The sequence below is a fragment of the Streptomyces yongxingensis genome, from assembly GCF_055597465.1.
In genome coordinates, this window is the sequence record NZ_CM145717.1 from 8,153,788 (window position 1) to 8,169,438 (window position 15,651).

14 protein-coding genes are annotated in these 15,651 nt (G+C 70.4%); 9 read left to right on the forward strand and 5 right to left on the reverse strand.

The features are described from left to right. Positions 1-23 precede the first annotated feature (23 nt). The 7 genes from gap to pgi all read left to right on the forward strand — a co-directional run bounded on the left by gap (position 24) and on the right by pgi (position 7,092). Complete coding sequence (gene gap, locus ACZ6TD_RS34980) at positions 24-1,028, forward strand: type I glyceraldehyde-3-phosphate dehydrogenase (RefSeq protein ID WP_037949670.1); 1,005 nt, start codon at positions 24-26, stop codon at positions 1,026-1,028. 83 nt (positions 1,029-1,111) lie between these two features. Continuing rightward, the gene (locus tag ACZ6TD_RS34985) at positions 1,112-2,314 is read left to right on the forward strand and encodes a phosphoglycerate kinase (RefSeq protein WP_471344576.1); all 1,203 of its coding nucleotides are present in this window, start codon (positions 1,112-1,114) and stop codon (positions 2,312-2,314) included. 5 nt (positions 2,315-2,319) lie between these two features. Continuing rightward, positions 2,320-3,096, forward strand: coding sequence for a triose-phosphate isomerase (tpiA, locus tag ACZ6TD_RS34990; protein ID WP_470005137.1), 777 nt, complete (start codon positions 2,320-2,322; stop codon positions 3,094-3,096). Between the two features lie 113 nt (positions 3,097-3,209). Beyond that, complete coding sequence (gene secG / locus ACZ6TD_RS34995; protein WP_014059875.1) at positions 3,210-3,437, forward strand: preprotein translocase subunit SecG; 228 nt, start codon at positions 3,210-3,212, stop codon at positions 3,435-3,437. Between the two features lie 264 nt (positions 3,438-3,701). Next, a complete protein-coding gene (locus tag ACZ6TD_RS35000; protein ID WP_020872210.1) occupies positions 3,702-3,989 on the forward strand; it encodes an RNA polymerase-binding protein RbpA in 288 nt (95 codons plus the stop codon). 160 nt (positions 3,990-4,149) lie between these two features. Continuing rightward, positions 4,150-5,388: an MFS transporter gene (locus ACZ6TD_RS35005; RefSeq protein ID WP_471344578.1), complete on the forward strand. Its 1,239-nt coding sequence runs from the start codon at positions 4,150-4,152 to the stop codon at positions 5,386-5,388. A 51-nt stretch (positions 5,389-5,439) separates the two neighbouring features. Then, complete coding sequence (pgi, locus tag ACZ6TD_RS35010; protein WP_471358306.1) at positions 5,440-7,092, forward strand: glucose-6-phosphate isomerase; 1,653 nt, start codon at positions 5,440-5,442, stop codon at positions 7,090-7,092. Between the two features lie 71 nt (positions 7,093-7,163). Here pgi and pgl read toward each other — a convergent pair whose 3' ends face one another. The 5 genes from pgl to tkt are packed head-to-tail and all read right to left on the reverse strand — an operon-like array spanning position 7,164 to position 13,853. Next, positions 7,164-7,946, reverse strand: a complete 783-nt coding sequence (gene pgl / locus ACZ6TD_RS35015; protein ID WP_471344580.1) for a 6-phosphogluconolactonase — start codon at positions 7,944-7,946, stop codon at positions 7,164-7,166. Next, on the reverse strand, positions 7,943-9,088 hold the full coding sequence (opcA, locus tag ACZ6TD_RS35020) for a glucose-6-phosphate dehydrogenase assembly protein OpcA (protein WP_471344582.1): 1,146 nt from the start codon (positions 9,086-9,088) through the stop codon (positions 7,943-7,945). Before opcA ends, pgl begins: the two co-directional genes overlap by 4 nt. Next, positions 9,085-10,608 (reverse strand): glucose-6-phosphate dehydrogenase, encoded by a 1,524-nt coding sequence (gene zwf / locus ACZ6TD_RS35025; protein ID WP_413810192.1) that lies wholly within the window; start codon positions 10,606-10,608, stop codon positions 9,085-9,087. Before zwf ends, opcA begins: the two co-directional genes overlap by 4 nt. Before the next feature lie 4 nt (positions 10,609-10,612). After that, on the reverse strand, positions 10,613-11,731 hold the full coding sequence (gene tal / locus ACZ6TD_RS35030; RefSeq protein ID WP_471344583.1) for a transaldolase: 1,119 nt from the start codon (positions 11,729-11,731) through the stop codon (positions 10,613-10,615). A 43-nt stretch (positions 11,732-11,774) separates the two neighbouring features. Further along, complete coding sequence (tkt, locus tag ACZ6TD_RS35035) at positions 11,775-13,853, reverse strand: transketolase (protein WP_191065715.1); 2,079 nt, start codon at positions 13,851-13,853, stop codon at positions 11,775-11,777. Between the two features lie 384 nt (positions 13,854-14,237). Here tkt and ACZ6TD_RS35040 point away from each other — a divergent pair, with 384 nt between their 5' ends. Together ACZ6TD_RS35040 and ACZ6TD_RS35045 are read left to right on the forward strand one after the other, a co-directional pair. Continuing rightward, a complete protein-coding gene (locus ACZ6TD_RS35040; protein WP_471344586.1) occupies positions 14,238-15,188 on the forward strand; it encodes a heme o synthase in 951 nt (316 codons plus the stop codon). A 24-nt stretch (positions 15,189-15,212) separates the two neighbouring features. Beyond that, positions 15,213-15,629 carry a hypothetical protein gene (locus tag ACZ6TD_RS35045; protein ID WP_471344587.1) on the forward strand — a complete coding sequence of 139 codons (417 nt, stop codon included), beginning with the start codon at positions 15,213-15,215 and terminating at the stop codon, positions 15,627-15,629. Positions 15,630-15,651: the final 22 nt, after the last annotated feature.

The window sequence follows — 15,651 nt, forward strand, 5'->3', positions numbered from 1 at the left end:
CACACCAACGAGGAGATCGGTTCGTGACGATCCGCGTAGGCATCAACGGCTTCGGCCGCATCGGTCGCAACTACTTCCGCGCGCTCCTTGAGCAGGGCGCGGACATCGAGATCGTCGGTGTCAACGACCTGACCGACAACGCCACCCTGGTCCACTTGCTCAAGTACGACTCCATTCTCGGTCGGCTGAAGCACGAGGTCAGCCACACCGAGGACACCATCACGGTGGGCAACCAGACCTTCAAGACGATGGCCGAGCGTGACCCGGCCGCCCTTCCGTGGGGCGAGCTCGGCGCCGACATCGTGGTGGAGTCCACCGGCATCTTCACCAAGCGCGAGGACGCCGCCAAGCACCTCGCCGCCGGTGCCAAGAAGGTCCTGATCTCCGCGCCCGCCAAGAACGAGGACATCACCATCGTGATGGGCGTCAACCAGGACAAGTACGACCCGGCGAACCACCACGTCATCTCCAACGCCTCCTGCACCACCAACTGTGTGGCGCCGATGGCCAAGGTCCTCGACGAGAGCTTCGGCATCGTCAAGGGCATGATGACGACGGTCCACGCGTACACCAACGACCAGCGCATCCTGGACTTCCCGCACAAGGACCTGCGTCGCGCCCGCGCGGCGGCCGAGAACATCATCCCGACCTCCACCGGTGCCGCCAAGGCCACCGCGCTGGTCCTCCCGCAGCTCAAGGGCAAGCTGGACGGCATCGCGATGCGCGTCCCGGTCCCGACCGGCTCGGTCACCGACCTCGTCCTGGAGCTCGACCGCGAGGTCACCAAGGACGAGATCAACACCGCCTTCCAGAAGGCCGCCGAGGGTCAGCTCAAGGGCATCCTCGAGTACACCGAGGACCCGATCGTCTCCTCGGACATCGTCAACTGGCCCGCGTCCTGCACCTTCGACTCCTCCCTGACCATGGTCCAGGGCAAGCAGGTCAAGGTCGTCGGCTGGTACGACAACGAGTGGGGCTACTCCAACCGCCTCGTCGACCTGACCGTCTTCGTCGGCGGCCGGCTCTGACCGCTGTCCCGATGAGCTAGGGAACGGGGCCCGCTACGACGCCGTCGTAACGGGCCCCGATCCATGATCAAGGAGTCATCCCTGTGAAGACGATTGACGATCTTCAGGTCGCCGGGCAGCGGGTCTTCGTCCGCGCCGATCTGAACGTCCCGCTCGACGGCGAGACGATCACCGACGACGGCCGGATCCGCGCCGCCGTCCCGACGATCACCAAGCTCCTGGACCGGGGCGCCAAGGTGATCGTCGCCTCGCACCTGGGCCGCCCCAAGGGCGCCCCGGACCCCCAGTACTCGCTCGCCCCGGTCGCCCGGCGGCTCGGTGAACTCCTCGGCAAGCAGGTCGCCTTCGCGACCGGCACCGTGGACGAGAGCGCCCGGACCACCGTGGCGGGGCTCGGCGACGGCGAGGTCGCGCTGCTGGAGAACCTGCGCTTCAACGCCGGTGAGACAGCTAAGGACGACGCCGAGCGCGGCGCCTTCGCCGACCGGCTCGCCGCCCTCGCCGACCTCTACGTGGGCGACGGCTTCGGCGCGGTCCACCGCAAGCACGCCTCGGTGTACGACCTCCCGGCGCGGCTGCCGCACGCCGCGGGCGACCTGATCGCCGCCGAACTCACGGTCCTGAAGAAGCTCACCGAGGACGTCAAGCGGCCCTACGCGGTGGTCCTCGGCGGCGCCAAGGTCTCCGACAAGCTCGGCGTGATCGACCACCTCCTGGAGAAGGCCGACCGCATCCTGATCGGCGGCGGTATGGCCTACACCTTCCTCAAGGCCCAGGGCCACGAGGTCGGCGGCTCGCTGCTGCAGGAGGACCAGGTCCCGGCGGTCCAGGACTATCTGCGCCGGGCCGAGGAGCGCGGTGTGGAGTTCGTGCTCCCGGTCGATGTCACGGCCGCGCCCGAATTCCCGGACCTGAAGACCAAGGCCCCCGCGCACCCGCGGCTCGTCGCCGCGGACGCGATCCCGGCCGACCTCCAGGGGCTGGACATCGGCCCGGAGACCCGCAAGCTGTACGCCTCGAAGCTGGCCGACGCGGCCACCGTCTTCTGGAACGGCCCCATGGGCGTCTTCGAGCACCCCGACTACGCCGAGGGCACCCGGGCCGTGGCCCAGGCGCTCGTGGACTGCCCGGCCTTCACCGTGGTCGGCGGCGGCGACTCCGCCGCGGCCGTACGCATCCTGGGCTTCGACGAGAACGCTTTCGGCCACATCTCGACCGGCGGTGGAGCGAGCCTCGAATACCTCGAGGGCAAGACGCTCCCCGGCCTCGCCGCACTGGAGGACTGAACACCGTGAGTGACCGTATGCCGCTGATGGCGGGCAACTGGAAGATGAACCTCAACCACCTCGAGGCCATCGCCCACGTCCAGAAGCTCGCCTTCGGGCTCGCCGACAAGGACTACGAGGCCGTGGAGGTCGCGGTGCTGCCGCCCTTCGTCGATCTGCGGTCCGTGCAGACCCTGGTCGACGGCGACAAGCTGAAGATCAAGTACGGCGCCCAGGACATCTCGGCGCATGACTCCGGCGCCTACACCGGCGAGATCTCCGGCCCGATGCTGGCCAAGCTCAAGTGCACCTACGCCGTCGTCGGGCACTCGGAGCGGCGCCAGTACCACGACGAGACCGACGAGCTGTGCAACGCCAAGGTCAAGGCGGCCTTCCGCAACGACCTCACCCCGATCCTGTGCGTCGGCGAGGGCCTCGACGTCCGTAAGGCGGGCAACCAGGTCGCGCACACCCTCGCCCAGGTGGACGGCGGCCTGAAGGACGTCCCGGCCGAGCAGGCCGAGACCGTCGTGATCGCCTACGAGCCGGTCTGGGCGATCGGCACCGGCGAGGTCGCGACCCCCGAGGACGCCCAGGAGGTCTGCGGGGCCATCCGCGGCCGGCTCGCCGAGCTCTACGGGCAGGAGGTCGCCGACAAGGTCAGGATCCAGTACGGCGGCTCGGTGAAGTCCGGGAACGTCGCCGCGATCATGGCCCAGCCGGACGTGGACGGCGCCCTGATCGGCGGCGCCTCGCTGGACGCGGACGAATTCGTCAAGATCGTTCGTTTCCGCGACCAGTGAGTAGGCCCTAGCGCGCGCGTCGTCGTACCCTGTCGGGGGTCGAGGCGGTGGGAATCGCACCGTCCGGCCCCCGACGTCCGTACAAGCCCGAGAAGGTTGGTCCAGCCGTGATCATGGGGTTCTCGATCGCCCTCATCATCTTCAGCCTCCTGTTGATGATGTTGGTGCTCATGCACAAGGGGAAGGGCGGCGGCCTGTCCGACATGTTCGGTGGCGGCATGCAGTCCTCGGTGGGCGGCTCCTCGGTCGCCGAGCGCAACCTGGACCGCATCACCGTGGTGGTCGGGCTGCTGTGGTTCGTCTGCATCGTCGTGCTCGGGCTGCTGATGAAGCTCGACTGAGGGTCCGGCGGGGCCCGTACGGGGCCCGGCTGACGCCCGATAACTGACGTACCGTCGTCAGCGGGGCCCATATGCGGCCTATGATGGCATGGCGTCCGCGGTGACGGGTGTAACTCCTCTCACTGGACGCGCGTTGGGCCTTACGTAGACTGGGGCGCCGGGCGGCGAAGCTGCCAATCGAGGCTTCGCGGCACCATCACGCAGGGAGTTACGACCGTGGCAAGTGGCAACGCGATCCGTGGAAGTCGGGTCGGGGCGGGGCCGATGGGAGAAGCCGAGCGAGGCGAATCGGCGCCGCGCCTGCGCATCTCCTTCTGGTGCTCGAACGGGCATGAGACCGTGCCGAGCTTCGCCAGCGACGCGCAGATCCCTGACACGTGGGACTGCCCCCGCTGCGGCTTCCCGGCCGGCAAGGACCGGGACAACCCGCCGGACCCGCCGCGCACCGAGCCGTACAAGACGCACCTGGCGTACGTACGGGAGCGGCGCAGCGACGCCGACGGCGAGGCGATCCTCGCCGAGGCACTCGCCAAGCTCCGGGGCGAGATCTAGACACACAACGCGGTACGACGGCCCGGCCGGGCACCTCCTGCGAGGGGTGCGCGGCCGGGCCGTTGTCAGTGGTGCGGGCTACGGTCGTGGGGTGCTGGATCACCGGGGGGAGCCGTCTCGCCGGGTGGGGGCCGACGCAGGGGGCGGAGGGGGGATCGTCATGGCCGCGGTGGACGCCGGTGAGCTGGGCGCCGGGAAACCGGCGGGGCCCGCGTGGCGCGGGGGGTTCGGGCGGCTGTGGGCGGCCGCGGTCGTCTCCCGGTTCGGGGACGCGCTGCGGGGTGCGGCGCTGCCGCTGCTGGCCGTCTCGCTGACCGATTCGCCGGTGCTGGTCTCGCTCGTGACCGCCTGCGGCTTCCTGCCCTGGCTGCTGTTCGGGCTGATCGGCGGGGCGATCGCGGACCGGGTGGACCAGCGGCGGGCGATGTGGGCGGTGGACGGCGTGCGGGCCGTCCTGATGGCGGGGTTCGCCGTCGCGGTGTGGCTGGACCGGGCCACCATCGGGCTGCTGCTCGCCCTCGCCTTCGCCCTCACCACGCTGCAGACCCTGTTCGACAACGCCGCCACGGCGCTGCTGCCGTCCGTGGTGGGGCAGGAGGCGCTGGGCCGGGCCAACGCCCGGCTGATGACCGGGCAGGAGGTCATGGGCCGGTTCGTGGGCGCCCCGCTGGTGCCGGTGCTGCTCGGCCTCGGCGCCGCGATGCCGTACGCGGCGGACGCGGCCACCTATCTCGCCGCCGCCGCGCTGGTCGCCTCGCTGGGGGCGACACCCCCTGAGCGGGCCCCGCGCCCGCCGGGCGGGTCGCTGCGGCGCGATATCGCCGAGGGCCTGGCCGTGCTGTGGCGGGACCGCACACTGCGGGCACTGTGCGCCTCCACCACGCTGTGCAACATCGGCATCGGCGCGCTCATCGCCACCCTGGTGCTGCACATCACCCGCTGGCTGGACGCCGGGAACACCGGCTACGCGGCCGTCATCACGGTCTACGGGATCGGCAGCGTGGCCGGGGGCCTGGTGGCCGCCCGGCTCACCGAGAAGCTGGGGCGCGCCCGTGCCCTCGTGGTGTGCGGCACCGCCCAGATCGGCGCCCTGGTCGCCCTCGGGGCGATACGGAGCCTGCCGGTCGCGGTCGCCGCCATGGGCCTCTTCGGCTTCGCGGGGATCGTCTGGAACGTCACCGAGGTGACGATGATGCAGCAGCGCAGCCCCGACGGGGCACTCGGGCGGGTGAGCTCCGCCTTCCGCACCCTGTCGATCGCGGGCACCCCGCTCGGCGCGCTGCTGGGCGGGGTGATGGCCGAGGCGTGGGGGCTGAACACCCCCGCGCTGGGGGCCGCCGCGCTCTTCGTCTGCGGGGTGGCGGCCCTCGTTCCGGGAATGCGGCCCGTCATCAATTAGGTTGGTGGCCACGGGGGCCAGGTACCGACGAGAAGTGGGCTGATGTCCGAGATGAACATGGAAGGCCGCACCAGGCTGGACCAGCTGCCGGAATGGCAGGCGCTGGCCGCACACCGCGAGGAGCTGGGCGACGCGCATCTGCGCGACCTGTTCGCGGGCGACCCGGAGCGCGGGCGCCGTCTCACCCTTCAGGTCGGCGATCTCCACGTCGACTACTCCAAGCACCTGGTGACCGACGAGACCCTGCGGCTGCTGCGCGAACTGGCGAGCGCCACCAAGGTGGCCGAGCTGCGCGACGCCATGTTCCGCGGCGAGCGGATCAACACCACCGAGAACCGCTCGGTGCTGCACATCGCGCTGCGCGCACCGCACTCCGCGGAGATCAAGGCGGACGGGCAGGACGTCGTCGGTGAAGTGCACGCCGTGCTCGCCAAGATGGCCGTCTTCGCCGACCGCGTCAGGTCCGGCGACTGGACCGGCCACACCGGCAAGCAGATCAAGAACATCGTCAACATCGGCATCGGCGGCTCCGATCTGGGCCCGAAGATGGCCTACGAGGCGCTGCGCCCCTACAGCGACCGCTCGATGACGTTCCGGTTCGTCTCCAATGTGGACGGCGCGGATCTGCACGAGGCGGTGCGCGACCTGGACCCCGCCGAGACGCTGTTCATCGTCGCCTCCAAGACCTTCACCACCATCGAGACCATCACCAACGCCGTCTCCGCCCGCGACTGGCTGCTGACCGGGCTCCGGGCCGGTCAGGAGGCCGTCGCCAAGCACTTCGTGGCGGTGTCGACCAACGCCGAGAAGGTCGCCGAGTTCGGCATCGACACGGACAACATGTTCGGGTTCTGGGACTGGGTCGGCGGGCGCTACTCCTACGACTCGGCCATCGGCCTCTCCCTGATGGTCGCCATCGGCCCGGACTGCTTCCGCGAGATGCTGGCCGGCTTCCACCTGGTCGACGAGCACTTCTCCACCGCCCCGCCGGAGCGGAACGTCCCGCTGCTGATGGGCCTGCTGGGCATCTGGTACGACAACTTCCACGGCGCCCAGGCGCATGCCGTCCTGCCGTACAGCCACTATCTGTCGCGGTTCACCGACTATCTGCAGCAGCTGGACATGGAGTCCAACGGCAAGCATGTGGACCGGGACGGCAACCGCGTGGGCTGGCAGACCGGCCCCATCGTCTGGGGCACCCCCGGCACCAACGGCCAGCACGCCTACTACCAGCTGCTCCACCAGGGCACCAAGCTGGTCCCGGCCGATCTGATCGGCTTCGCGCGGCCGGTGAAGGATCTGCCGCCCGGCCTGGAGCCCCACCACGACCTGCTGATGGCCAACCTCTTCGCCCAGGGCCAGGCGCTGGCCTTCGGCAAGACCGCCGAGGAGGTCGCCGCCGAGGGGGTGCCCGAGGAGCTCGTGCCGCACAAGACCTTCGACGGCAACCGCCCCACCACCACGATCCTCGCCCAGGAGCTGACCCCGTCGGTGCTGGGCCAGCTGGTCGCCCTCTATGAGCACAAGGTCTTCGTCCAGGGCGCGGTGTGGAACATCGACTCCTTCGACCAGTGGGGAGTGGAGCTGGGCAAGGTGCTCGCCAAGCGCGTCGAGCCCGCCCTGACCGAGGGCGCCGAGGTGCCCGGCCTGGACGCCTCCACCGAGCACCTGGTCGCCACCTACCGCTCGCTGCGCGGCCGCTGAGGCCCTTACGGCAGACATGAACGATCCCCCGGGCGACCGAAGCGCCCGGGGGACCGTGTGCGGTACGAGGGTTACGGCGACGCCGGGGGATACAGCTCGCGCGGCAGCCCCGCCGCCGCGGCCCGGTCCAGCAGCCACAGCGTCCGGCCCCGGCCGCGCGCGCCCGCCGCCGGAGCCTGCAGCTCCCCGGCGCCCGACAGGGCTATCGTGACCGCCTTCGCCTTGTCCTCACCGGCCGCCAGCAGCCACACCTCCCGTGCCGCGCGGATCGCGGGCAGGGTCAGCGAGATCCGTACCGGCGGCGGCTTGGGCGCGCCACGCACCCCGACCACCATCCGCTCGGTCTCCCGGACGGCGGGCAGCTCGGGGAAGAGCGAGGCCACATGGGTGTCCGGGCCGACGCCCAGCAGAGTCACGTCGAACGACGGCGCCGCGCCGTGGTTCTCCGGCCGCGCGGCCCGGGCCAGCTCGGCCGCGTACGCCTCGGCCGCCGCGTCCACATCGCCGCCGTGGGGCCCGTCGGACGCGGGCATCGCGTGCACCCGCGCCGGGTCCAGCTCCACCGCGTCCAGCAGCGCCTCGCGGGCCTGCGTGACATTGCGGTCCGCATGGCCGTCGGGCAGGAACCGCTCATCGCCCCACCACAGGTCCAGCCGCGACCAGTCGACCGCGTCGCGCGCCGGGGAGGCGGCGAGCGCGGCCAGCAGGCCGTTGCCGTTGCGCCCGCCGGTCAGGACGACCGAGGCCGAGCCGCGGGCGGCCTGGGCGTCCACGATCTTCGTGATCAGCCGGGCCGCCGCGGCCTGGGCCATCAGCTCCTTGTCGCGGTGGACGACCACCTGTGGTGCGGTCATGTGTCCGCCTTCCCGTCCGCCTTCCGCTCCTGGGACTTCGGGGGGTGGGGCTTGGGAACCGGCGGCTGCGCCGGTGCCTGCGGCGGGTTCTTCGGCGACCCCGGCGCGTGTTCCGACGGCGTCTCCGGATCCCGGTGCGGCAGCGGAGGACGGCCCGGCGGCACCACCTGGGTCGCCGGGGCGGCCTTGGCGTCCCGCTCCAGCGTCCCCACGCCGCCCTTGCCCAGCTTGCTCACGCCGAACTTCACCGACGACTCGTAGCTCTCGTCGGGATCCAGCCGGCGCAGCTCCTCGGCGATCAGCTCCGACATCTCACGCCGCTGCAGCGCCACATGCCGGTCGGGCTGGCCCGGCATCGCCAGCTCGGCCAGCGAGCCGTTCGCCCGGTCCAGGCAGATCACGCCGTCGGCCGTCTCCAGCCGTACCGCGGTCAGCCCGGGGCCCTCCGAGACCTGCCGGTCCACCGGGACCTCCAGCCGCTGGGCGAGCCACAGCGCGAGCAGCTCGCTGCTCGGGTTGTACGCCTCGCCCTCGACGACCGCGGAGGTGATCGGGGAGTGCCGCTGGTCCAGGGCCGCGGCCAGGACGCTGCGCCACGGGGTGATCCGGGTCCACGCCAGATCGGTGTCGCCCGGGGTGTAAGTGGCGGCCCGCAGCCCGAGGGCCGCGACCGGGTCCTCGGTGGCCTGGGCGTCGGTGATCCGGCGCTGGGCCAGCTGCCCGAGCAGGTCCTCGGCGGGGTGCTCCGGGGCGTCCTCCGGCCACCACACCACCACCGGGGCGTCCGGCAGCAGCAGCGGCAGGACCACCGAGTAGGCGTGGTTGGCGAGTTCGCCGTGCAGCCGCAGCAGCACCGTCTCGCCGGTGCCGGTCTCGCCGCCGACCCGTACCTCGGCGTCCATCCGGGCCATCTTGCGGTCGCGCGGCGACCGGCCCGGCCGCTTGATGACGACCAGGGTGCGCGAGGGGTGTTCCTTGGACGCCTCGCTCGCCGCCCGCAGCGCGTCGTAGTGGTTGCCCTCGTCGGTGACGATGACGAGGGTGAGCACCATGCCCACGGCCGGGGTACCGGTGGCCCGGCGTGCCTGGACCAGAGCGGAGTTGATCCGGCTGGACGTGGTGTCCGTGAGATCGATGTTCATGGCCGCCGCCAGCTCCGTCCGTCTCGTGCGAGCATCTCGTCCGCGGCTTTCGGCCCCCAGGTCCCGGAGGTGTACTGCTCGGGCCTGCCGTGCTGGTCCCAGTATTCCTCGATCGGGTCCAGGATCCGCCAGGACTGCTCGACCTCCTCATGGCGGGGGAAGAGGTTCGCCTCGCCGAGGAGGACGTCGAGCAGCAGCCGCTCGTACGCCTCGGGGCTGGATTCGGTGAAGGACTCGCCGTACTGGAAGTCCATCGTCACGTCCCGGATCTCCATGGAGGTGCCGGGCACCTTGGAGCCGAACCGGATGGTGACGCCCTCGTCCGGCTGCACCCGGATGACCAGGGCGTTCTGCCCCAGCTCCTGGGTGTCGGTGGCATCGAAGGGGGAGTGCGGGGCGCGCTGGAAGACCACCGCGATCTCGGTGACCCGCCGCCCCAGCCGCTTGCCGGTGCGCAGGTAGAAGGGGACACCCGCCCAGCGGCGGTTGTCGATCTCCAGCTTGATCGCGGCGTAGGTGTCGGTCTTCGAGTGGGGGTCGATGCCCTCCTCCTCGAGGTAGCCGTGCACCTCCTCACCGCCCTGCCAGCCGGGGGCGTACTGCGCGCGCACCGTGTGCTTGCCCAGGTCCTTGGGCAGCTTGACCGCCCTGAGCGCCTTCAGCTTCTCGGTGACCAGGGAGGACGCGTCGAAGGAGGCGGGCTCCTCCATGGCGGTCAGCGCGAGGAGCTGCAGCAGGTGGTTCTGGATGACGTCGCGGGCCGCGCCGATGCCGTCGTAGTAGCCCGCGCGTCCGCCGATGCCGATGTCCTCGGCCATCGTGATCTGTACATGGTCGACGTACGACCGGTTCCAGATCGGCTCGAACATCGTGTTGGCGAAGCGCAGCGCCAGGATGTTCTGGACCGTCTCCTTGCCCAGGTAGTGGTCGATCCGGAAGACGTCACTGGGCCGGAAGACCTCGTGGACGACCTGGTTGAGATCCTGGGCGCTCTTCAGGTCGTGGCCGAAGGGCTTCTCGATGACCGCGCGCCGCCAGGAGTCGCCCTGCCCGTGCGACAGCCCGTGCTTCTTGAGCTGCTGGACGACGGTGGGGAAAAACTTCGGCGGGACCGACAGGTAGAAGGCGAAGTTGCCGCCGGTGCCGCGCGCCTTGTCGAGCTCCTCTATGGTCGCCCGCAGTTGGACGAACGCCTCGTCGTCGTCGAACACGCCGGGGACGAAGCGGAACCCCTCGGCCAGCTGCTGCCAGACCTCCTCGCGGAACGGGGTCCGCGCGTGTTCCTTGACCGCGTCGTGCACGACCTGGGCGAAGTCCTCGTTCTCCCAGTCGCGGCGGGCGAAGCCGACGAGTGAGAAGCCCGGGGGCAGCAGGCCGCGGTTGGCCAGGTCGTAGATGGCGGGCATCAGCTTCTTACGGGACAGGTCGCCCGTGACGCCGAAGATCACGAGGCCGGACGGCCCCGCGATGCGCGGGAGCCGCCGGTCTCGTGGGTCACGCAGCGGATTGCTGCTGCTCACGGTTTCACGCCTCCGAGGGTGCGAGGCGCTTGAGCTCCGCCTCGGTGGACTTCAGCAGGTCGTTCCAGGAGGACTCGAACTTCTCGACGCCCTCGTCCTCCAGCACCTGGACGACGTCGTCGTAGGAGATCCCGATCCCGGCCAGCGCGTCGAGGTCGGCCTTGGCCTGCTCGTACGTGCCGCGCACGGCGTCTCCGCGGATCTCGCCGTGGTCGGCGACGGCCTCCAGGGTGGCCTCCGGCATGGTGTTGACGGTGCCGGGGGCGACCAGATCCACGACGTACATGGTGTCCTTGTACGCCGGGTCCTTGACACCGGTCGAGGCCCACAGCGGACGCTGCTTGTTGGCGTTCGCCCGGTCCAGGACGGCCCAGCGGTCGGAGCTGAAGACCTCTTCGTACGCCTGGTAGGCGAGGCGCGCGTTGGCGACGGCGGCCTTGCCGCGGAGCGCCTTGGCCTCATCGGTGCCGATCTTGTCGATGCGCTTGTCGATCTCGGTGTCCACGCGGGAGACGAAGAAGGACGCCACCGAGTGGATCTTCTGCAGGTCAAGACCCGCGGCCTTGGCCTTCTCCAGACCGGCCAGGAAGGCGTCCATGACCGCGCGGTACCGCTCCAGGGAGAAGATCAGCGTGACATTGACGCTGATGCCCAGGCCGATCACCTCGGTGATCGCGGGCAGCCCCGCCTCGGTGGCCGGGATCTTGATGAAGGTGTTGGGCCGGTCCACCAGCCAGGCCAGTTGCTTGGCCTCGGCGATGGTGGCGGCCGTGTTGTGGGCCAGGCGCGGGTCGACCTCGATGGAGACCCGGCCGTCCTGGCCGCCCGTCGCCTCGTACACCGGCCGGAGGATGTCGGCCGCGTCGCGGACGTCCGCCGTGGTGATCATGCGGACGGCTTCCTCGACGGTGAGCCCGCGGACGGCGAGGTCGGCCACCTGCTGCTGGTAGCCGTCGCCGCCGGAGATCGCCTTCTGGAAGATCGACGGGTTGGTGGTGACGCCTACGACATGCTGCTGGTCGATCAGCTCGGCCAGATTGCCGGAGGTGATCCTCTTGCGGGAGAGGTCGTCGAGCCAGATCGCGACGCCTTCGTCGGCCAGCCGCTTGAGTGCGTCTGTCATGGGGTGTGTTCTCCTACTCGTCGCACTTGGTCGTCTGTGGGGGTCAGCGCCCGGCGGCGTCGAGGGACTCGCGGGCGGCGGTGACCACGGCCTCGGCGGTGAGGCCGAACTCCCGGAAGAGCACCTTGTAGTCGGCCGAGGCGCCGAAGTGCTCCAGCGAGACGATGCGGCCGGCCTCGCCGACGTAGCGGTACCAGGTCAGGCCGATACCCGCCTCGACGGCCACACGGGCCTTGACGGACGGCGGCAGCACTGTCTCCCGGTACCCCTTGTCCTGCTCCTCGAACCACTCGACCGAGGGCATTGACACGACGCGGGTGGGAATTCCGGCGGCCTGGAGCTGCTCGCGCGCCTCCACGGCGAGCTGCACCTCGGAACCGGTGCCGATGAGGATGACCTGAGGCCGGCCGCCCTCGGCCTCGAAGAGGACGTAGCCGCCCTTGGCGGCGTTCTCGTCGGCCTCGTAGGTCGGCACGTTCTGCCGGGTCAGCGCCAGGCCGTGCGGAGCCGGGTTCGCGGTGTGGCGGCGGGTGATCTCCCGCCAGGCGATGGCCGTCTCGTTGGCGTCGGCCGGGCGGACCACGTTCAGCCCCGGGATGGCGCGCAGCGCGGACAGGTGCTCCACCGGCTGGTGGGTCGGGCCGTCCTCGCCGAGGCCGATGGAGTCGTGCGTCCACACGTAGGTGACCGGCAGCTTCATCAGCGCGGCGAGCCGGACGGCCGGGCGCATGTAGTCGGAGAAGACCAGGAAGGTACCGCCGTAGACACGGGTGTTGCCGTGCAGCGCGATGCCGTTCATGGTCGAGCCCATGGCGTGCTCGCGGATGCCGAAGTGGATCGTGCGGCCGTAGGGGTCGGCCTCCGGCAGCGGGTTGCCCTTCGGGAGGAAGGACGAGGACGCGTCGATCGTGGTGTTGTTGGAGCCCGCGAGGTCGGCGGAGCCGCCCCACAGCTCGGGGAGCACCCCGCCGAGCGCCTTGAGCACCTGGCCGGACGCCTTACGGGTGGCGACGTCCTTGCCCGGCTCGAAGACCGGCAGCGCGCTCTCCCAGCCCTCGGGCAGCTCGCCCGCGGTGATCCGGTCGAACAGGGCGGCCCGCTCGGCGTTGGCGTTCCGCCACTCCTGGAGCTTCTTGTCCCAGGCGGCGTGGGCCTCCCGGCCGCGCTCGACCAGGGCGCGGGTGTGGTTGATGACGTCCGTGTCGACCGCGAAGTGCTGCTCGGGGTCGAAGCCGAGGACGCGCTTGGTGGCGGCGACCTCGTCGGCGCCGAGCGCCGAGCCGTGGGACGCCTCGGTGTTCTGCGCGTTCGGGGCGGGCCAGGCGATGATCGTGCGGGCCGCGATGATCGAGGGGCGCTCGGTCTCGGCCTGCGCCGCCTTGAGCGCCGCGTACAGCGCGTGGACGTCGAAGTCGCCGCTCTCGGCCTGCTCGATGCGCTGGACGTGCCAGCCGTACGCCTCGTAGCGCTTCAGCACGTCCTCGGAGAGCGCGGTCGCGGTGTCGCCCTCGATCGAGATGTGGTTGTCGTCGTACAGGGCGACGATGTTGCCCAGCTTCTGGTGGCCGGCCAGCGAGGACGCCTCGGCGGAGATGCCCTCCTCCAGGTCGCCGTCGGAGACGATCGCCCAGATGGTGTGGTCGAACGGAGAGGCGCCCTGGGGCGCCTCCGGGTCGAACAGGCCACGCTCGTAGCGGGCGGCCATCGCCATGCCCACCGCGTTGGCGATGCCCTGGCCCAGCGGGCCGGTGGTGGTCTCGACACCGGTGGTGTGGCCGAACTCGGGGTGGCCCGGGGTCTTGCTGCCCCAGGTGCGGAACGACCGCAGATCGTCGAGTTCAAGACCGAAGCCCGCCAGGTACAGCTGGACGTAGAGGGTCAGGCTGGTGTGCCCGGGGGAGAGGACGAAGCGGTCCCGGCCCGCCCAGCCCGCGTCGGAGGGGTCGTGCCGCATCAGCTTCTGGAAGAGCAGGTACGCGGCGGGCGCGAGGCTCATGGCCGTGCCAGGGTGGCCGTTACCGACCTTCTGTACGGAGTCCATGGCCAGGACCCGGGCCGTGTCGACGGCTCGCTGGTCCAGATCGGTCCACTCGAGGTCTGTGGTAGTCGGCTTGGTGCTCACCCTGAGTCAGGGCTCCTCTCCACAATGTCGAAATCCGGTGACCGTATGTACACCGGCGTTGTCGAGCCTACCCCTGGAACAACGGTCATCTTTTCGAGTTCCACTCAACGGCATAAGGAACGAATTCCGAGGTTGCCGCATTCCCTCCGGGGTCTGTCCGGAAGGCGTCCCGGGCCCTACGGAGGGCGCCGTTCCGGGGCTCTGCCGGGCCCGTCGTCCCCCCGGCGTGGCCGTCTTACGGGCGCCTTGCCGTGCCCCTCCAACACGAGGGACCCCGGCGGCGGGCGGCGCATCCGCTACGTCTAGAGTGGCGTGGTACGCGCAAGTCTTTACCGGCTCTTCATGTCCGGTGCTTGCTTGTTCTTGCTTCCACCAGGGGTGTGCGTGACGGCCGTCGAATCCCGTCCTGCGGGGGTGCTCGAGACGAGCGAAACGAGCTCCGGTCACCGGCCGTTCGGGGCCCGTGTCAAGGCGTTCGTGGCGCTGACCAAGCCGCGCGTCATCGAACTGCTGCTGATGACGACGGTGCCGGTCATGTTCCTGGCCGCCCAGGGCGTCCCGGACCTGTGGCTGGTGGTCGCCACCTGTGTCGGTGGTTATCTGTCGGCCGGTGGCGCCGCCGCGTTCAACATGTATTACGACCGGGACATCGACGCGCTGATGGAGCGCACCGCGCAGCGCCCGCTCGTGACCGGCATGGTCTCGCCGCGGGAATGCCTCGTCTTCGCCTTCGCGCTCGCGGCGGGGTCGACGGCCTGGTTCTGGGCGCTGGTCAACCCGCTGTCCGCGATGCTGTCGCTCGGTGCGCTGGTCTTCTACGTCGTCGTCTACACGATGTGGCTCAAGCGCCGCACCTCGCAGAACATCGTCTGGGGCGGCATCGCGGGCTGCATGCCCGTGCTCATCGGCTGGTCCTCGGTGACCAACGAGGTCTCCTGGGCCGCGGTCATCCTCTTCCTCGTCATCTTCTTCTGGACGCCGCCGCACTACTGGCCGCTGTCGATGAAGGTCAAGGACGACTACGAGCGGGCCAGCGTGCCGATGCTGCCGGTGATCGCGGGCAACAAGGCGGTCGCGCGCCAGATCGTCCTCTACAGCTGGGCCATGGTCGGCGTCTCGCTGCTGCTGTGGCCGCTGGGCTACACCGGCTGGTTCTACCCGGCCGTCGCGGCTGTACTGGGCGGGTTCTGGCTCAAGGAGGCGCACGGTCTCCAGGCGCGCGCCAGGGCCGGGATCACGGGTGCGAAGCTCAAGGAGATGCGGCTGTTCCACTGGTCGATCACCTATGTGTCGCTGCTGTTCGTCGCCGTGGCCGTGGACCCTTTCCTGCGGTGATTACCGGCGGGTAGCATCGCCTGTATGGCAGACACCACCCAGCCGGAGACGCCCGAGAGCGGCGAGTCGGCCGCCCAGCCTTCCGCGCCGGAAGCACCGGCCAAGCCGTCCAAGCCCTCCAAGGACGAGAAGCGGGCCGAGCGGCTCGCCCGCCAGATCACGGCCTTCGCCGGGAGCCACGGCGGCGCCGAGGGGCAGATCGCCCACATCGGGCGCGGCGCCGTCCGGATCGCCCTCGTCGGCGCCGACGGCGAATGGGGCGTACTCGTGGCCCCCTCCCGGGACAGCGCGCGGCGCGCCGCCGAGATCGCCGGGCTGACCGTCAGGGACGACTTCGACGGCGAGCTCGCCGCCAAGGTCCGCACCGGTCCGTACGAGTGGACGCGCATGGCGGGCATCCAGCTCGGCGGACCCGGCAACCCTCCGGCAGCCGCCTCGTAGAACGCCTGGACGCGGGTCCGGC